This window comes from Prochlorococcus marinus str. MIT 9313, from assembly GCF_000011485.1.
GTDB lineage: Bacteria > Cyanobacteriota > Cyanobacteriia > PCC-6307 > Cyanobiaceae > Prochlorococcus > Prochlorococcus marinus_D.
On the sequence record NC_005071.1, the window covers coordinates 834,964 to 853,739 of the forward strand.

The window sequence follows — 18,776 nt, forward strand, 5'->3', positions numbered from 1 at the left end:
ACCGCCGGTCATGAAGACTGGTCTTCTACCTTCCTATCTCAATGAAGTTCACGGTCGCTGACCTGCTTGACCAGTTACCCCCCACTGGGGGACTGGAGATCAAAAAACTCGAAAAAATTCTCAAGCTCACCACAAAGGCCGATCGCGACGGTCTTGAAACAGCCCTTCAGGCTCTCTTGAAGCTCGGCATTGTCAACAACGAAGAAGCCGGTGCAATAAAGCGTAGTGATGACGAGTCACTGATTGAAGCTCGTTTGCGCTGCAGCAGTAAAGGATTTTGCTTTGCCCTAAGAGATGATGGGGGAGACGATATCTATATTCGCGATCATCAGCTCAACCATGCCTGGAACGGAGATCGGGTACTAGTCCGCATCACAAGAGATGGGGGACGTCGAAGATCGCCAGAAGGTGGTGTGCAATGCATCCTCGAAAGGAGCACCACCAGCTTGCTTGGTCATGTTGAACGCAAAGATCAAAATATCCTTGCAATACCTCTTGATGACCGCATCCTTGCAACGATCCAACTGCCAGATGGTGATCAAGCCCATCTGAATGATGGGGAGCAGACAAGCGTGGTGGAGGTGAAGCTTGATCGCTATCCCATTGCCCAGTTCCCCGCTGAAGGGCATGTAGCACGGTCACTTCCCTTGAATGGAGGCCCCTCAAGTGATCGTGATCTTCTTCTTACCAAAGCCAACCTTCAAGATCGACCTGCTCCACCACGCAGCAGCCTAAAGACCCCAACGGCTAAACATCGGCAAGATCTGAGCTCGCAACCAGCGTTGCTACTGCGTAGCTGGCAGGTATCTGATGCGCCACCCCTACCAGCGGTGTATGTGGAGCCCCATGCAGGTGGCACACGTCTGTGGATTCATGCGCCTGCTGTAGCAGAACGTCTTACTATTGGGAACAACCTGGATCTCTGGCTAAGAGATCGAGCGGAAGCTCTCTGCCTTGGAGAAGTTTGGCATCCCCTACTCGGCCAAATTCTTTCAAAAGCCTGTTCATTTAAAGTTGGGGAAATCAACGATGCAGTAAGCGTTGCTCTCGACATCTCGGCAGATGGTGAGGTAACTAATTGGCATTTCAGCCTTAGTTCAATCAAGCCAGTAGCCGAAATCGGACCTAAGACCCTCACAGCTCTTAGCAACAGAAAACCAAAGGCAAGAACAGTCCCTGCTGCTCTGAAGCCCGTTAAGGATCACTTAGCCCAACTCGAGACATTAATCTTTTGTGCTCGTACATTGCAAATGGGAGAACAGGCCAGTGGCTCTATAGAGCTTGATCTGGCTGTTCCAGAACTTCAATGTCTTGGCGACCTCCGCTGGGCAGACCCTGATTCATATCATCATCAATGGGCTCTTCCTCTTGATCAAACTGACCCCCAATCAGTTTTGAGCCCAATGATTAGAGCTGCTCATCGTGCCTGGGCGCAACATGCCCAGAACTTGCAACTCCCTGGCCTGGTGATTGAGGCTTCAGAAGCAGACAACAACACCTTGAACGACGTTGCTAAATCAGCATTAGCTCTTGATATTGCCTTGGAACTTGATGAAGAAGGTAGACCTGCTGCCACAGAGCTTGCAAAAGCATTTTCGACAACAGCCTGTCGAAGAGTGCTGGATCAGCAACTACGCCATGCACTGCCAGAAACTTTGTTAAGACTGGGAATTAATGATAGTCAGAAAGAGAATGGAAACATTGAATCCGACCATGAAGACACAAAGACAAAGGATTCGAACCTACAATCACCTTGGTGCTGTCCAACTATCCATTACACCGATCTTGTTAATCAAGAGATCATAGTGACACTTTTAAGTAACGGTAAAGATCGTCCAAATGTCCGACAAAAGGAAAAAGTGGTTCTGGGGTCCCGTGAATGCTGGCAACAAATCAAGTGGCCACTATTCAGCACAAGCCAAGCAAAGAACCTAGAAGAAATTTGCAGTAAAAGCCTCGTGCATCGCCTCAACACACTGCGCCGTCAAGCTGAAGAGCTTCGACAAGACCTGATCGCTATGGTTCAGGCACGTATCGTGGAACCCCTTGTTGGGGAAGAGCATCAGGGGGTGATAAGCGGAGTGCAGAGTTATGGGTTCTTTGTGGAAATTCCACCTTCTATGGCAGAGGGCCTTGTCCACGTCAGCTCTTTAAATGACGATTGGTACGAATATCGCTCACGTCAAAACCGATTGGTGGGTCGGAAGAATCGCAAGATCTATCAACTTGGTGATCAAGTAAACGTTAAGGTTGTTAAAGTAGACGCCTTAAGAAACCAAATTGACCTCGAAGTCAATGGATCAGCAATAACTGTTGAAGCCAATATGAATGTTAATTCTGATCCAACCAATCAAGCAACAACAACAAAAAAAAGTGAGGTCAAAGGCAAAATCACCAAGAATAATGAACAACTAGTCAGCTCAAGTGAGGCATAGTTTGTGGATCCCTATGTCCTTGCCGTATCTGGAGCATCAGCTCAACCTCTAGCTGAAAGATCGCTGCAGCTCTTGCTTGAAAACAACCGTGACGTCCATTTGATTTTCAGCCACGGGGCTCTTCAGGTGTGGAAAGCCGAAAGAGGAATTGAAGTTCCAGTGGATCCTTCTGATCAGGAGAAATTCTGGCGCGATCATCTACAAGTAAAAAATGGCAATCTGACATGCCATCGCTGGAATGATCAATCTGCCTGCATCGCAAGCGGTAGTTTCCGCACCCGCGGGATGGCAATCGTGCCCTGCAGTATGGGCACAATTGGTCGAATCAATGCTGGTGTATCAATCGATCTAATCGAGCGTTGTGCAGACGTTCACCTCAAAGAGGGGCGGCCTCTGGTGATTGCGCCAAGGGACATGCCCTGGAGCATCATTCACCTTCGCAACCTCACATCACTTGCAGAAGCAGGAGCCAAAATTGCGCCACCAATTCCTGCCTGGTATACAAAACCAAACACAATTGAAGAGATGGTTGATTTTCTTGTTGTGAGATTGTTCGACCTCTTTGATGAAAGGCTCGCCCCCATTAACCGCTGGAATGGTCCTTCACAATGACAAGACTGCAAAAGTACTTACTTTTGCCTTGCCTGAGTCCTCTGCTGGCTGTGGTTGTAGTAGCAGGTTTCAATCTCAACCAACCTGTCAACCTACGGATATTGAATTGGCGATCTCCAAGCTGGACACTAGGTGGGTGGATGGTCCTTGGCAGCAGCGCAGGGGCAATTTTCGCCCTAACCACAAGTCTCTCCTTACCACTAAGCAGAGACCCCTTACATGATCATTTCCATCAAGGGGTAAGAGAGGCTTCGCCCAATACCAGCACGACGTGGCAACGAAACTGGCAGGCAGCCAACGATGAACCATCCCAATCAAGACCAAAGCATGATGAGAACCCAGAACGGGATTTAAGAGATCCATCTCCCACGGTGGCTGTGCCATTCCGAGTCGTACGAAGATCATCAGTAAGGCGGCAAACGCATGCTGAGAAATCGCCCCAGCGTCCACCTGTCGAGAGCAACGTTCCACATAGATATTCATCAACAGAAAATGATTCTTGGGGAGATTCACTCAGTGAGGACTGGTAAACCAATAGCGCATCGAACTCAACGGATCGTTGAGTTCGTCGCCAAGCTGTATAAAGTTCATTCGTCTGTACTGATCCAGTGAACGACAACGACAACCGCGTAAATCCTAATGCTGATGGTCAAAAGCCAGCTGAACAAAAACCAACTCTAGAGAATCCAGTGAAAACCAACCCCACTGAAGATCAACAGGAGGGAGCAAAGCCCCAAACCGCCAAACCTCCAGCTGCAAAGGTAGAAGACAAACCTTTTGAGACCTTTATTCGTGATGACTTTCTTCCAAACATAAAACAGGCACTTACTGAAAGAGGTATGCCACCATCAACTCTTGAGCTGATTCAGGGAGATCGACCAGTTGTCGGTGATCCTTGCTGGATGGTCTGTGGTGAGATCCCCCTCGGTCGTCGCTTTTGGCTTTGCTTTGCAAGTGATTCAATCGCTTCTAAAAAGACTATTTCTCTAGCTGAGACTGGAACAGAACCAAGTCTCATAGAGCCATTCCTAATTGATGAAAAAAAGATGACATTGACTTTATTGCGCTCACGTCTGTTGCAGCGGCTCAATGGTCAGAAATGGTTGACTGCAAACTGAGAGACTTATTAGCCTGTTCAGGCTTTTAAACGTATTTTCGCCGTTTCCGAAGCCACGATGCAGAGAACGAAATAAGCATTTTTTTTGCGGTTCGCCTGGATCGGCGCTGTCCATCTACATATCTACGCAAATTCTCTCCATAATCAACGCAAGCTGCAGGAGAAATGGTTGGTCTCGACCTACACCCCAGATCAAAGCCTGGTGCATAAGGCAGAAGCCTTGAATAGCCACTGGCAACCACAACTGGAATTACTACTAGCGCGTGGTCGAACTGCCGGTGCTGATCTGGTGGAGGTCTACCTGGAGCAAATTGATCATCTCAGCGTCCTTGCTGAACAAGACACCATTACCAGTGTCACTCCATCCTTCGGCAGGGGTGCTGGGATCAGGGTGTTCCTGGGCAAACAAGATGGCTTTGTCAGTACCAATGATCTTTCAGATGCAGGCCTGAAGCATGCATTAGAGCAAGCTCTCAGCATGCTTGGGCTTGAGGTTAATGAGGCTGGTCGCTCATCATTTAATGGTCTGCCGAACCTTCGTGATTTCGCCATCGATAAGGCCGACTGGCTCAACCAATGCCCAGAGCTGTATGAAGCAAGTGATCGCCTTCTAAATGGAACTCAATTGCTTAATCAATATGGAACCCATCTGCAGGTGCGGCGAGGCAGTTATGCCCGCGACTGGCAGGAGGTTCTCGTGGCTGCAAGTGATGGCACCTTTGGACGCGACATCCGTTTGCATCAGTCCATAGGACTTAATGTCCTTGCTACAGATGGCGAGCACCGCTCAAGCATTGGTCGCCGTTATGGCACATCGGGACGTCCAGACGATCTTCGCAAGTGGGATGCCGAAACGAGCGCCAAGGAAGTTTGCGAAAGCGCAGGCACGATGCTTTATGCCGATTACGTGGACGCCGGTCAAATGCCAGCAGTACTCGCCAACCGCTTTGGTGGTGTGATTTTTCACGAAGCATGTGGGCATTTGCTCGAGACCACTCAGATCGAGCGCGGTACAACACCTTTCAGCGAGAAGTTGAACCAATCGATCGCCCATGAAGCTGTAACGGCAATCGATGAGGGGATTACTGATGGGGCCTTCGGTTCCCTGAGCATGGATGACGAAGGCATGGAAAGTCAGCGAACGGTATTAATTGAAAACGGTGTGCTCAAGCAATTCATCAGCGATAGAGCCGGTGAGCTCCGTACCGGTCACCAGCGCACAGGCAGCGGCCGACGTCAGTCCCACACATTCGCTGCAGCTAGCCGCATGCGCAACACTTATATCGCCGCCGGCCAGCACTCACCGGAACAACTCATCGCCTCGATCGACCGAGGCCTTTACTGCAAATCAATGGGTGGAGGCAGCGTTGGACCCACAGGTCAATTTAATTTTGCTGTAGAAGAGGGCTATCTGATCGAGAAAGGCAAGCTCGGCAAACCTGTTAAAGGAGCCACTCTGATTGGCGAAGCAAAGGATGTGATGCCACGGATCTCGATGTGTGCCAAGGATCTTGAGCTGGCAGCCGGTTTCTGCGGGTCAATAAGCGGTAACATTTTTGTCACCGTAGGGCAGCCTCATATCAAAGTCGATTCAATCACCGTGGGAGGGCGTTGATGATGTCCGAAATACAAGCAGCAAATGCAATCGAACTCGACACTCATTCTCTACGGGATAAACTCAGTCAACTTGCTAGCCGCGAGAGTATCCACCAATGGGATTTAGGAGCATCATGCAGCACAGATAGTTCTGTTCAAATTGATCGTGGCGAAGCCAAGCAAATGAAGGGTGCGCAACGCAGCTCAATCACAGTACGTGTATGGAACAACAAAGGGCTTGTAGGAATCACAAGCACGTCAGATCTTTCAGAAAAAGGAATAGAGAAAGCGCTTATTGGTGCTCGTCAGGCAAGTGACTTTGGCAACGCCGATGACGTTCCTGCCTTCTCAACACTCGCTAAATCTCCGTTACCAAAGCTAGAGCGACCTCTAAGACCAGCACAGGGAATTCAACGAATGCTTGAGGTTCTTAAAGAGGCCGAAGCTGATCTTCTTAGTCGACATCCTGCTATACAGAGCATTCCTTACAACGGTCTAGGAGAAGCAACCTACGAACGAGTTTATCTCAATAGCGATGGTGCGCTTCGTCAAATGAAGCGTAGTCAAGCCAGCCTTTACCTTTTTGCCCGCGCAGAAGAAAGTGGACGTAAACCACGCAGTGGTGGTGCAATTCGCCTTGCTCTAGGTAGTCACGATCTGGATATTGATGGATGTATTGATGAAGCAGCAGAACGAACAATCAGTCATCTTGACTATCAGCCGATCGACACTGGGTGTTATCTCGTCTGCTTTACACCAGAGGCTTTCCTAGACTTGATCGGTGCCTTCAGCAGCATGTTCAATGCCAGAGCAGTGCTCGATGGCGTTAGCCTCAGCCAACGAGAAACAATCGGCAAAAATATCGCCGTTCCATTCTTCTCCCTTCATGATAATGGCCTACATCCTGCACATGTAGGTGCCTCTAGTTTCGATGGTGAAGGCACACCTACTCAAAAACTTTGCTTAATCAACGGTGGAAGACTTGAGAGTTTCCTGCACTCGGAAGCTACCGCAAGGGCATTTGGTGTACCACCAACTGGCCATGCCGGACTGGGAGCAAAGGTATCAGTGGGACCCGATTGGTTTGAAGTGAGCAAAACTGAAGGTCAAAACAGTGCAAATACTCATCTGCAACACAGCAGGAGTAAAGAAACCTTCGTGTTAATCGAAGGGTTAAATGCTCTACATGCTGGGGTTAAAGCAAGTCAGGGTTCATTCTCTTTGCCATTTAATGGTTGGTTGGTCATCAAAGGGGAAAGGGTGTCGATCGAAGCAGCGACAGTTGCTGGAGACATCCGTACGCTGTTGAATAGCATTGTGAATATGGAAGCTGAACAGGTAATCACACCTGGTGGGGTATCTCCTCATGTGTGGGTCGAAGGCTTATCAATTACTGGTGAAGCATGAGGGTGCTGTTCTGGGGTACCCCCAGCTATGCAGTGCCAACTCTGGATGCCTTAAATGACTCAGGCTATGAAATTGTTGGCGTGGTGAGTCAGCCTGATCGTCGTCGTGGGCGTGGTAATCAGCAAATGGCGTCACCCGTCAAACAACGAGCAATGGATCAGGGGTTGCGTTTATTCACCCCTGAACGGATTAGGGATGAGGGCGACATTCAAGCAGAATTAAAATCACTAAAGGCTGATATCTCTGTTGTAGTCGCCTTTGGGCAGCTTCTTCCTTCAACAGTTCTCAATCAACCTCCTCTCGGTTGCTGGAACGGTCACGCTTCACTGCTACCCCGCTGGCGAGGAGCAGGACCGATTCAATGGAGTTTGCTAAGTGGTGACAGCGTGACAGGCGTTGGAATCATGGCAATGGAAGAGGGGCTTGATACAGGCCCTGTTTTAGTCCAGGAAAGGGTTGCTATCGGCTTACTCGAAAATGCGAATCAGCTGTCTAATCGTTTGAGCTCTATAACAGCAAAATTGTTTTTAGAATCAATGCCAAGGATTGCAGCAGCAGGCCCTGGAATCGAATCGGAACGTTGGAAACAATTGGAAGTCATCAAACAGGAAGAGATTGAAGGTGACCCGACATATGCCCGAATGCTCTCGAAAAAAGACCACATTCTTGATTGGAATCAATCTGCAATGGATTTGCATCGCAGGGTTATGGGCCTTTATCCAAACGCATTCAGCAGCTGGAATAACAAAAGGCTGAAAGTACAAGCCACTGAGCCACTTGATGAGGAATTGAAATCCAAGCTTTCGGAAGAAGTAAGGCCACTGCTTGGACGATGGCAAGATGGAGAACATGAACCAGGAAAGATCCTGGCTTGCGAATCCGATCTGGGCCTAGTCGTAAGTACAAAAACGTGCCCTTTACTCATTCGACAAGGCCAATTGGAAGGCAAAAGCAAGGCACTTGGAGAGGTGTTAATACAACAATTGCAAGCGACTGTTGGCCAGGGTCTTGGGGTGGGGTTCAACATCTAACACAAGGGTTATCTTTGCCAGATGTCCTCCTTTAGCGAGTTTCAAAAATTGTCATAGGTTCAAACCAGACTTGACCAATCCTGACAGGAGCATGCTTAGAAGACCAATGTCAAAAGGCGAAAGGAATAGAGAAATCACAAACAGCGCAGTTATGAGTTGGCGTGGTCAATAATGCCAAGAAAGACTCGCTTTAGCCGTTGGTGATGCAGATCCAGGTAAAGTTGTGCCACACAGACCCAAATCGTTGCATTGTGCACGTTTCGGGTTGGGAAGGTGGTGAGCCTCTAGGAAGTGCCTTAGGAGAGGGACCGACAGCTGAGTCTGCAGAAGACCGAGCCATAGAAAGACTGATCCAACGACTAGCCAACAAGACAAGCCATCTCAATGATAGTGATTTAGTTGAGACTCAAGAAACTGATTCAGATTCAAGCACTAATAAAAGATTAATCAGCGTGCCATTCAAAAAAGATGAGCAGAATCATCAACCAAATAATATAGAACAATTATCAACATCAGAGCATCAAGTAGAGGCTCTAACAGATCCCGAAGACTGGAGTGATGAATTGGCAGCAATAGATCATGAGCTACAAAGAATCGGATGGGATAGAGAACAGGAGATGCTTTACCTGCAGAAGTGCTTTGGTCACTCAAGTCGTCATCGCATCACTCGCTACAGTGATTTAACTTCATTTCTGAATCAACTAAAAGGATTAAAGCCTGGAGAAGACCCTAATGAGGCTAGCCAACCATTACGCCGCAAAGATCTTTTGAGCCAATGTGATCAATTGCTCGAGAAACTTAGATGGACACCAGAGCAAGGCAGAAGATACCTACAAGAGCAACTAAAAGCGAGAAGTCGACAACAATTAAATGATCAACAATTGCTGAGTTTCAACATGCTTCTAGAAGCAGAGCTGATATCAAATAGGCAATAATCAAAATAAATATATTGCCTACATGATTCGTATATGTTGATGTATTCATAAAGAAAAAAACAAGGCTAACGATTATTGAGACAGAAATAGTAAATATATCGTTAAAGGCTGTATAAAAGCTATAGAATAGTATCAATGCAGACCAATCAAGAGTGGCTTTTAAGTTAGTCTGGAAATAATATACACAAAAGCCAAAGGCTCAACAGATAAATTCAAGAGGTATCAATACTCTAGGTCAACGTGAGCTTGATAGACAATCAGAATTGGAAGCCTGAAAAGAGTATTGGATGCCTAGAAATAAGGCTGTTGAGCATGCGGAAACAATTAGACCGAAATATCCTGTTGCATCGGAAAGAATCAATGGCACGGAATCAGGCCTCAGAGAATAGCATCTTGCACAATATTATGAATCTGAAACTCTTAAGCAGTCAAAAGATCCACAATAAGTTGTTATCATCAGTGGCAGCATAATTAGAAGGGCTAGATAAGAGTTAAACAGCCAATTGAAATTCAGGCAAAGAGATACTGCTAGTCTGTTCGCTGATTCGTCAGAATTGGTATATTGCATAAATTGTAAGCGTTAAGTAATTTTAGCCTGAATAATCAACTGGGGTGTCAAAATACGAAGGTTCCGCAACCCGTGCCCTCAAGGCAGGAAAGATCTACCAGAAAACGGTGAGCTAAGTGCCACGAACGTCCTGTCAGGGGGGGGGTGAGGGTGAGGCCCAGGTGTCACCGGTATGATCGCCTGCAGCGCAAGGGTTTATGAGTCTTAACGTCACATCCAAGAGGCCAATGAGAAGCTCACCAGAATATCAATATTATTACGCCATAACTGCAGAATTTACAAACCAGTTGCCTGCACGATAAAATCGAATTAATAAAAAAAGACCAAGTTGACAGTTGAGTCTCCAATCGAGAAAGCCATACGTCCTTCAGTAGGCCTACTGGGTTGGTATTCCGTCTGTGCTAGTAAGTTATTAAAAGAAAATGAATTATATCATTTGTCCATGTTTAATGAGCCATTAGTGATATACAGAGACAAGAATAACAAACCGAGATGTATCAAAGATTCATGCCCGCATCGATCGGCATCTTTTCGTGGAGGAGAAAATGAAAACGGTGAAATTGTTTGTCCATATCATGGAGGTCGCTTTACGACATCCTGCAATCAGGATGGATCAGACAGAATCACATGCAAACATATTATTGACTCTCATTATGATAACTTCGCGAACCATTTACACCTAAGGCAATATCCCTGTGTAGAGCAAGGTGACTATATATATATTTATTATACAGGAGAAGCACAGCCTAGCCCAAATGATTTTCAGATAAAATCTCACCTAGAGAATAGTCTTCCAGAGGCATATGGCTTTGACTTGAAAGATTACGAATATGAAGAAGTATTTATAGACTTTAAATGCGATTGGTCTCGCATCATAGAAAATCATTTGGACATCTTACATATCTTTTGGCTACATGGCAATACATTGCCAGGAAATGATGTTAACAGAAAAACAATTAAAAGCTTCAACCAGTCAATTAATAAAGACCAATATCATCTTCGAAGTGTCTACCATGAGAAAGAAAATAACAAAGAAGAATTCATTTCTCAAATCTTCATCCCTCCTGGCCGTGTGATTATTTTCAAGGGAGCAACTGAGCAGGCAAGATATGTACAAGTTTTAGATCATATCCCCTTGTCACATAATAGAGCACGAATCATTGTTCGTCATTATAGAAAGTTTCTTAGGAATAAGCTTCTGTGCAAATTACTTCTCTTTAAACAAAGGCAGCAAAAAGTGTTTTATAAAATTTTCTCGGAAGATTATCTCGTCTTACAAACTCAAACGTTTAATGAGCAAATGGGATACTTGAACCAAGGTCAAACCAAACTTTTAGCAGAAGACAAGATGATTAATCTTTTTTGGGATTGGCATCAACACTCACTTGAAAAAGAACACCCATGGGATATACACCCCACAACCGCACATACAAATACAATTCATCAAGATATGTTGATGCTATACCCTCCTGCAAACCCACAGTTATCTCATGATATTAAACGTATAATTGATCGCAAAGTAGCCGTTAGACTATTCTCTATAATACTGATCATACTCGCGTTAATTTTTGCGCCAGACTTAGTTCAACAAATAAAGTCTGGCAATGTTTCAATGCCCATGGTTGGAACTCAAGAATAAAGATCTAATTTCTTAGAGATTTTGATTTTTATTGATATGAGTTCTGTTCAAGAATTAGGCCTTGCCTAACAATTGAACAAAACACTTCACTTGGGCCTCACAAGCTATATTTATAACTTGTCAATTTTGATGATTATTTAGCAACCATGCCTCTGAGCTCATTAGTTCGTCAGCTTCAGAAGTCGACTCTCACTGGTGAGTTGGTGGATAGAAGTAATCGAAACGACCGCTTACTGATGCGGGGAGCCGGGCGAGTCGGGCGCGCATTGATTGCAAGTGCAATAGCTCGTAAGCAGAACCGTCCACTGGTTGTGATCGTACCGACACTAGAAGAGGCCAATCGCTGGTCTTCGCTGCTTGCGATGATGGGTTGGTCGCATAATCATCTCTACCCAACAAGTGAAGGATCACCTTATGAGCCATTTGACCCCACAACAGAAATCGTATGGGGGCAATTGCAGGTTCTAAGTGAACTTCTTGGAGAATCATCCAGAAGTTGGGATCGAGCCATTGTGGCCACAGAAAGAGCTTTGCAGCCACATCTACCTCCTGTTGATGCACTCGCATCACAGTGTGAAATACTCTGTCGTGGAGAGCATATAGACCTGGAAAGCTTAGCCAATACTCTTAGCAAACTTGGATATGATCGAGTTACAACCGTTGATCAGGAAGCTACCTGGAGTCGTCGTGGTGACATCGTTGATATTTTTCCAGTAAGCAGTGAATTACCAGTTCGCCTCGAGTTATTCGGTGATGAACTTGACAAATTAAAAGAATTCGACCCAATCAGTCAACGTTCCCTGGATGAAGTTAATGAGCTTTGCCTAACCCCATCAGGGTTTAGTCCATTAATTGCTCATCAACTACGAGAGTCCATGCCCGATGGGCTTGACCGTCTTGTTAGTGAGAAGACTTTAGATCAACTATTAGAAGGTTCTACACCAGATGGTATAAGAAGGTTAATGGGTATTGCATGGAACAAACCTGCCTCGCTACTTGACTACATTCCTGCCAACTCCTTTATCGCAATAGATGAGAAGCGTCATGGCTCTGCACATGGAAAACTATGGCTTGAACATGCAGAAGAACATCACATTGATGTGGGTCAATCAATGGGATTGTCGACTGATGAACAAAAAAAGTATTGGCCTCCATTGCTTCATCGCAGCATCAAAGAAAGCTATGCAACCACAGATCGCTTTGCTGGCATTGATCTTGCCGAACTCCATGAAGACGATGGTTATGCAAATAGTTTTGATCTTGCCAGTCGGCCAATTCCAGCCAACCCAAACCAGTTCGGCAGGTTAGGAGAGCAAATCAAAAATTATCAAAAAGAACATCATCCCGTTTGGCTTTTATCAGCACAACCAAGCCGTGCTGTGGCTCTTCTTGAGGAGCATGACTGCATCACACGCTTCGTCCCAAACGCTAAAGATCACCCAGCCATTGAACGTTTGCTCGAGCAAAACACCCCAGTAGCTTTAAAGACAACTGGTTCTGTGGATTTAGAGGGGCTGATCTTGCCAGCCTGGCGTGTTGTTTTGATGACTGACCGTGAATTTTTTGGTCAAAAAACCCTTGGCTCTACCGGTTATGTTCGACGACGACGACGGGCGGCGAGTCGTACGGTTGACCCCAATAAAATGTGCTCTGGGGATTTCGTCGTGCATCGCAATCACGGCATCGGTCGTTTTCTGAAATTAGAAAAACTAGCCATAAGTGGTGAGGTCCGTGACTATTTGGTTATCGAGTATTTGGATGGAACACTCAGCGTGGCCGCCGATCAGCTCGGCAGCCTTGGTCGGTATCGATCAACAAGTGAATCGCCACCAAAACTTAATCGCATGGGAGGAACAACGTGGCAAAAAGTTAAAGAGCGCACCCGAAAGTTAGTTCGCAAAGTTGCGATGGATCTGGTCAAGCTCTATGCAGAGCGACTCCAGGCCCCTGGATATGCCTTCCCACCAGATGGACCATGGCAGATTGAACTAGAAGAATCCTTTCCCTATGAACCAACACCTGATCAGGTCAAGGCAGTCGTTGATGTAAAACGCGATATGGAAGCAGCACAACCTATGGATCGGCTTGTGTGCGGAGATGTTGGTTTCGGAAAAACGGAAGTAGCAATACGAGCGATCTTCAAAGCAATTACGTCTGGACGCCAGATAGCCATGCTTGCGCCCACAACAGTGCTAGCCCAACAACACTGGAGAACACTTTCAGACCGCTTCGCTCCCTACCCAATCAAGGTCGCTTTACTGAACCGATTCAGAACAAGCTCAGAACGAAAATCAATACTTAATGGCCTCAAAGAAGGGACAATCGATGCAGTTGTCGGTACCCACCAGCTACTCAGTAAAAACACAACATTCCAAAAACTAGGGTTGTTGGTTGTTGATGAGGAACAGCGTTTTGGAGTCAATCAAAAGGAAAAGATCAAAGCTCTTCGTAAGGATGTAGATGTTTTGACCCTTTCAGCCACACCAATTCCGCGAACCTTATACATGAGCCTTTCAGGGGTAAGGGAAATGAGTCTGATCACAACCCCTCCACCATTGCGCCGGCCTATCAAAACCCACCTAGCCGCTTTTGATGAAGAAGCAGTTCGTAGTTCTATCCGCCAGGAACTTGATCGAGGCGGACAGGTGTTCTATGTCGTTCCTCGTGTTGAGGGTATTGAAGATGTAGCTCGTCAACTTCAACAGATGCTGCCCGATTTGAAGTTGTTGGTAGCCCATGGTCAGATGGCAGAAGGCGAACTTGAGAGCTCGATGGTCGCCTTTAATGCAGGGGAGGCCGACTTGATGCTATGCACCACGATCGTTGAAAGTGGCCTCGATATCCCACGTGTGAACACTATTCTCATTGAGGATGCTCATAAATTTGGACTAGCACAGCTCTACCAACTACGTGGACGTGTGGGTAGAAGCGGTGTTCAGGCTCATGCATGGTTGTTCTATCCGGGTGACGCATCCCTCAGTGATACCGCTAGACAACGCCTAAGGGCAATCCAGGAATTTGCACAGCTAGGAAGTGGCTATCAACTAGCGATGCGAGACATGGAAATCCGTGGTGTGGGAAACCTTCTCGGCGTTGAACAAAGCGGCCAAATGGAAACCATTGGTTTCGATCTTTACATGGAAATGTTGCAGGAATCACTTGCTGAAATCCAAGGACAGGGCATTCCATCTGTAGATGACACTCAAATCGATCTGCCGGTAACAGCTTTCGTGCCAGCGGAATGGATTGTTGATGGTGACGAAAAGATCGCTGCCTACCGAGCTGCCGCAAATTGTGCTTCTCATGAATCACTGATTGAGTTGGCAGCTAGCTGGACAGACCGATACGGAGCCATTCCTGGTCCTGTGCAATCACTTCTCCAACTCATGGAGCTCAAACTCTTAGCTCGTCGCTGCGGGATCTCGAGAATTAAGCCAGAAAAGCCAAATATTGCGATGGAAACGCCGATGGAGGAGCCCGCCTTCCGGCTACTTAGGCAAGGTTTACCGCAACACCTGCACGGCCGACTGATTTACCAGACTGGAAGTGGAAATAAAGCCAAGGTGCTGGCACGAGGTCTAAGCGTCTTGCCTATGGAAAAACAGCTTGAACAACTGATGGAGTGGTTGCGTCTCATGGCCACACAGATTCCTTGCGAGGATGGATTAACTGCAATTCAGCAAAAGCAGCAAGCCATAGAGCGAGACGAGGCCGTCATTACCCCCTAAGCCCTTCCAGCGCAACTATATTAAGAAGTCTTTACAAAAGCGCAATTCTTCGTTACATTTGCGGAAATAGCGAAAAGTGCCTTGGGGGAATTCACTGAGATCGGGAACAATCAGGGAATGATGGGATTAATGAGCGGATTGTTGAGTCTCGCCGCCATTGCCATTTTTGCTGTTCTTCAAAGCGAAGCAGAAAACGATGACGACGACTCGAATTCAGGTGGAGATGGTGGCTTAATGCAACCTGTTACTTAGAGATCAAACGGGGCGTAATTATATGCCCTCGTACACATCCTGCAAGGTCATACATTAATCATTATTTAACAGAAAGCCTAACTTTTAGATATTATAGCGTTGATGGAATAGCCTGAGGAAGTTTAACTCCTACAGGCTTATACATTGGTCCATCAAGTATTTTGCTTAGGGCTTTAATTAGTGTTGTTTCGGCCACCTTGTATTGACTATCCTTCCCAGAACCAAGATCCTCAAGCTTAAGATTATTGATTTCTTTTTCAGACATCACGGCCTTAATATCTGGCTTGATACCATTTTTATGAATGTCCGTTCCGCTTGGAGTGAGATACTTAGCGATCGTGACAGTAAGACCAGAGCCATCAGAAAGGCCTCGAACTGATTGAACCAAGCCCTTGCCAAAGGTCTTCTGTCCTACAAGTACACCACGATGATTGTCTTGTAGTGCTCCAGAGAGGATCTCACTTGCGCTTGCTGAGCCTTCATTCACCAAAACAACAACAGGGCGTTGGGTTAAGGCACTTCCATTCGCTCGGCGTACATCTTGAATGCCATCACGAGTTTTTGTTCGAACAATTGTACCTTCATCAAGCCATTGGCGTGCGATATCAATACTGGCTTCAAGCAAACCTCCAGGATTACTACGCAAGTCGAGTACATAGCCTTGCGCACCCTCTTTTTCTAAATTCTTGATAGCACTTCGCATTCCTTTAGCTGCATGGGCATTAAACTGTTTCAGGCGGATATAACCAATCTTTGTACCACTTACTGTCGTATTTAACTGGATATCAACTGCCTGTATCTCAATGCGTGCACGTATCAACGGGACCTGGATAACTTCACCCCTGCGACGCAGACCAAGGGTGACCTCACTACCTTCTTTACCACGAATCAACTTAACAGCATCCGCTGTAGACATGCCCTTAGTGGATTGTCCATTAATGAAAACGATCACATCCTTAGGTTGGACACCAGCCTTAGAGGCAGGAGTTCCTTCGATTGGTGAAACCACAACTAATTCTTTTGTATCCTTGTCTAGAGAAAGCTGGATGCCAACACCTGTTAATTCTCCTGAGGTGTCGATCTGCATTTCCTTAAATTCCTTTGGATCTAAGAATCGTGTATAGGGATCATCCAAGCTTGCTAACATGCCACGGATCGCTTCATAGGATTCTGAAGTGGCTGAATAGTTCTTGGCTAATAAGTCCTTGCGTAGTCCCTTCCATACTTCAGGGTTATATTTACCTGTGGAATCAAGATAGTCACGATATACAATCTGCCAGACCTGATCAATCACCTCTTTGGGGCTATCACTAATAGCGGAAGAAGAACTCCTTGGTAAACCCAAACTTGGAGAGGCAAGTGCAATTGCAGTAGCAGCTCCTCCCGCGCCCAGAAGGACCAGCCATGAACTGCGCTGGCGGCCTAATGAGCGAAGACTTCTAGAGATGGGCATAGCGTCCAAATTGGACTGATCTCACACAATAACGACTTCATGGCGGATCCACCCATCGACCGTCATCCTTAATCAACTGGATCAACGCATCTACACCCTCAGACTCAGAAACCTTGCGAATCTCATCTCTACCCCGATAGAGGGATATGACTCCTGGGCCTTTACCAACATAACCATAGTCAGCATCTGCCATCTCACCTGGACCATTCACAATGCAACCCATTACCGCAATATCCAAACCAACAAGATGGGATGTGGAATCGCGCACTTTCTGAACAACCTCTTCAAGGTTGAACAATGTTCGGCCACAACTTGGGCAGCTGATGTACTCGACCATCGTTTTGCGCAGCCCGATGGATTGAAGAATCGAGTAACAAACTGGAATTTCTTTCTCAGGCGCCTCGGTCAATGAAACTCGGATGGTATCGCCTAGACCTTCTGCTAAAAGCGTTGCGATGCCCGCTGTACTTTTAATCCTTCCATAATCCCCATCACCAGCCTCGGTTACGCCCAAATGAAGGGGATAATTGAAACCCTCTTGATCCATCGTGTCAGCCATCAATCGATAAGCCGCCAACATCACAGGCGCTCTAGAGGCCTTCATCGAAATCACGATGTTATGAAAATCGAGCGAATCGCAAATTCGCACGAATTCCATTGCTGACTCAACCATGCCAAGAGGAGTATCTCCATAGGCAAAGAGCATGCGTTCAGCAAGCGAACCATGATTCACGCCAATACGAAGGGCTTTGTCTTGCTGCTTGAGACGAGTGACAAGCGGTTCAAAATTCTCGGCAATGCGTTCTCTGATAGAAGCAATCTCTTCGCCGCTGAACTCGGTTCGATCTGGATCAGCTTTATCAAACACAAAAAGGCCAGGATTGATCCTCACCTTGTCGACATGGTTTGCCACCTCAAGGGCAATTTTCATGCCGTTGTGATGGACATCAGCCACAAGGGGTACCGGTTGATAGGTCTCCCTAAGCCGTTGACAAATCTCGCCGACGGCCTTGGCATGACCGAGAGATGGAACAGTTAGACGAACAATTTCACAACCAGCTTCATGCAAGCGTCGTATGCCTGCTGTTGCCCCCTCCACGTCAAGGGTGTCCTCGTTGATCATCGACTGCACCCTGACAGGATGATCACTACCGATCAAGACACCTCCTACGTTGACAGTGCGCGTTACACGTCGGTGGATCTGGGTGTCGTATCTCCTGGATGTGCTGGATTGATACTCAGCCATGGTTGCACTCATGGCAGACGGCGCCTAGATGAATCCAACATTGGCACAACAGCGTTCCTATTGACTTGTATGAGCCTTTGGCGGACCTCGAGCAGATCGCCTCTGGTGAGGGCAACAGGAGCACCATCTACTGGAGATGGATTGCGAAGGAGGTAGGCAGGATGCAAAAGCGGCATCAGTAAACGGCCTTGCCAATGCTGCCATTGACCACGAAGACGGGTAATTCCTCCCTTGATACCAAGGATGGCTTCGACTGCTGTCGAGCCAGCCAAGGCAATCACGCAGGGATCAACCAACTCAATCTGTTGTTGCAACCAGGGACGGCAAGAAGCAATCTCAACAAGTGTCGGTCGCCGATTCTTAGGGGGCCGGCATTTCACAACATTGCAGATGTAGGCATCAGTTTGAGGGTCAAGGCCAACACTCTCCATCAAACGATCTATAAGTTGACCAGAACGTCCTACAAAGGGCTTCCCTAGCTCATCCTCGCGAGCGCCTGGCGCTTCCCCGATCAGCATCAAAGAGGCATGTGGGTTTCCACGACTCACAACAACCTGAGGCTGGTTAACAGGCAAGTCACAGGAACCACAGCCATTAGTGCGCTCCATATGAGCCCCATAGACATGGGTCAATCCTTGTGAGTTTTATTTTAATTAATTGCGAACAGCTGCAACGTCTCTCTGATGGAAAGCATCGAATTGCGTTGAGCAGATCTAGGCGAATTCAGACTAAAAAACCGCGAAGAGTCTCCAAAAAC

14 protein-coding genes are annotated in these 18,776 nt (G+C 46.8%); 10 read left to right on the top strand and 4 right to left on the bottom strand.

The genetic code is table 11. The annotated features are described in order from the left end of the window. Positions 1-41 precede the first annotated feature (41 nt). Positions 42-2,435 (top strand): RNB domain-containing ribonuclease, encoded by a 2,394-nt coding sequence (locus AKG35_RS03985; protein WP_011130144.1) that lies wholly within the window; start codon positions 42-44, stop codon positions 2,433-2,435. A 3-nt stretch (positions 2,436-2,438) separates the two neighbouring features. Continuing rightward, positions 2,439-3,047 carry a flavin prenyltransferase UbiX gene (locus AKG35_RS03990; protein ID WP_011130145.1) on the top strand — a complete coding sequence of 203 codons (609 nt, stop codon included), beginning with the start codon at positions 2,439-2,441 and terminating at the stop codon, positions 3,045-3,047. A gap of 232 nt (positions 3,048-3,279) precedes the next feature. Here the strand turns inward: AKG35_RS03990 and AKG35_RS12745 are convergent, their stop codons facing one another. Next, complete coding sequence (locus tag AKG35_RS12745; protein ID WP_157859806.1) at positions 3,280-3,672, bottom strand: hypothetical protein; 393 nt, start codon at positions 3,670-3,672, stop codon at positions 3,280-3,282. Here AKG35_RS12745 and AKG35_RS04000 point away from each other — a divergent pair. The 8 genes from AKG35_RS04000 to AKG35_RS13615 all read left to right on the top strand — a co-directional run bounded on the left by AKG35_RS04000 (position 3,656) and on the right by AKG35_RS13615 (position 15,320). After that, the gene (locus AKG35_RS04000) at positions 3,656-4,165 is read left to right on the top strand and encodes a DUF2996 domain-containing protein (protein WP_011130147.1); all 510 of its coding nucleotides are present in this window, start codon (positions 3,656-3,658) and stop codon (positions 4,163-4,165) included. The two genes, AKG35_RS12745 and AKG35_RS04000, sit on opposite strands and share 17 nt — an antisense overlap. A gap of 168 nt (positions 4,166-4,333) precedes the next feature. Then, complete coding sequence (locus AKG35_RS04005; RefSeq protein WP_011130148.1) at positions 4,334-5,779, top strand: TldD/PmbA family protein; 1,446 nt, start codon at positions 4,334-4,336, stop codon at positions 5,777-5,779. Next, on the top strand, positions 5,779-7,167 hold the full coding sequence (locus AKG35_RS04010) for a TldD/PmbA family protein (RefSeq protein WP_011130149.1): 1,389 nt from the start codon (positions 5,779-5,781) through the stop codon (positions 7,165-7,167). Before AKG35_RS04005 ends, AKG35_RS04010 begins: the two co-directional genes overlap by 1 nt. Beyond that, a complete protein-coding gene (fmt, locus tag AKG35_RS04015; RefSeq protein ID WP_041384332.1) occupies positions 7,164-8,198 on the top strand; it encodes a methionyl-tRNA formyltransferase in 1,035 nt (344 codons plus the stop codon). The genes AKG35_RS04010 and fmt overlap by 4 nt, the downstream gene beginning before the upstream one ends. A 203-nt stretch (positions 8,199-8,401) precedes the next feature. Continuing rightward, positions 8,402-9,133 carry a hypothetical protein gene (locus AKG35_RS04020; protein ID WP_011130151.1) on the top strand — a complete coding sequence of 244 codons (732 nt, stop codon included), beginning with the start codon at positions 8,402-8,404 and terminating at the stop codon, positions 9,131-9,133. Positions 9,134-10,029: 896 nt separating this feature from the next. Then, positions 10,030-11,340, top strand: a complete 1,311-nt coding sequence (locus tag AKG35_RS04030) for an aromatic ring-hydroxylating dioxygenase subunit alpha (RefSeq protein ID WP_011130152.1) — start codon at positions 10,030-10,032, stop codon at positions 11,338-11,340. A gap of 146 nt (positions 11,341-11,486) precedes the next feature. Further along, positions 11,487-15,068 carry a transcription-repair coupling factor gene (gene mfd, locus AKG35_RS04035; protein WP_011130153.1) on the top strand — a complete coding sequence of 1,194 codons (3,582 nt, stop codon included), beginning with the start codon at positions 11,487-11,489 and terminating at the stop codon, positions 15,066-15,068. Positions 15,069-15,197: 129 nt separating this feature from the next. Continuing rightward, complete coding sequence (locus AKG35_RS13615) at positions 15,198-15,320, top strand: hypothetical protein (RefSeq protein ID WP_255454360.1); 123 nt, start codon at positions 15,198-15,200, stop codon at positions 15,318-15,320. Positions 15,321-15,411: 91 nt separating this feature from the next. Here the strand turns inward: AKG35_RS13615 and AKG35_RS04040 are convergent, their stop codons facing one another. The 3 genes from AKG35_RS04040 to AKG35_RS04050 are packed head-to-tail and all read right to left on the bottom strand — an operon-like array spanning position 15,412 to position 18,627. Continuing rightward, positions 15,412-16,773, bottom strand: coding sequence for a S41 family peptidase (locus AKG35_RS04040; RefSeq protein WP_011130154.1), 1,362 nt, complete (start codon positions 16,771-16,773; stop codon positions 15,412-15,414). Positions 16,774-16,810: 37 nt separating this feature from the next. Then, complete coding sequence (gene ispG, locus AKG35_RS04045; protein WP_011130155.1) at positions 16,811-18,031, bottom strand: (E)-4-hydroxy-3-methylbut-2-enyl-diphosphate synthase; 1,221 nt, start codon at positions 18,029-18,031, stop codon at positions 16,811-16,813. Further along, positions 18,028-18,627, bottom strand: a complete 600-nt coding sequence (locus AKG35_RS04050; protein ID WP_041384334.1) for a uracil-DNA glycosylase — start codon at positions 18,625-18,627, stop codon at positions 18,028-18,030. Before AKG35_RS04050 ends, ispG begins: the two co-directional genes overlap by 4 nt. Positions 18,628-18,776: the final 149 nt, after the last annotated feature.

Bases quoted from the DNA above. Each gene is read 5' to 3' on its own strand.
- mfd (WP_011130153.1), top strand. From the start codon at position 11,487: ATGCCTCTGAGCTCATTAGTTCGTCAGCTTCAGAAGTCGACTCTCACT.
- fmt (WP_041384332.1), top strand. From the start codon at position 7,164: ATGAGGGTGCTGTTCTGGGGTACCCCCAGCTATGCAGTGCCAACTCTG.
- AKG35_RS13615 (WP_255454360.1), top strand. From the start codon at position 15,198: ATGAGCGGATTGTTGAGTCTCGCCGCCATTGCCATTTTTGCTGTTCTT.
- AKG35_RS03985 (WP_011130144.1), top strand. From the start codon at position 42: ATGAAGTTCACGGTCGCTGACCTGCTTGACCAGTTACCCCCCACTGGG.
- AKG35_RS04050 (WP_041384334.1), bottom strand. From the start codon at position 18,627: ATGGAGCGCACTAATGGCTGTGGTTCCTGTGACTTGCCTGTTAACCAG.
- AKG35_RS04010 (WP_011130149.1), top strand. From the start codon at position 5,779: ATGATGTCCGAAATACAAGCAGCAAATGCAATCGAACTCGACACTCAT.
- AKG35_RS04040 (WP_011130154.1), bottom strand. From the start codon at position 16,773: ATGCCCATCTCTAGAAGTCTTCGCTCATTAGGCCGCCAGCGCAGTTCA.
- AKG35_RS04020 (WP_011130151.1), top strand. From the start codon at position 8,402: ATGCAGATCCAGGTAAAGTTGTGCCACACAGACCCAAATCGTTGCATT.
- ispG (WP_011130155.1), bottom strand. From the start codon at position 18,031: ATGAGTGCAACCATGGCTGAGTATCAATCCAGCACATCCAGGAGATAC.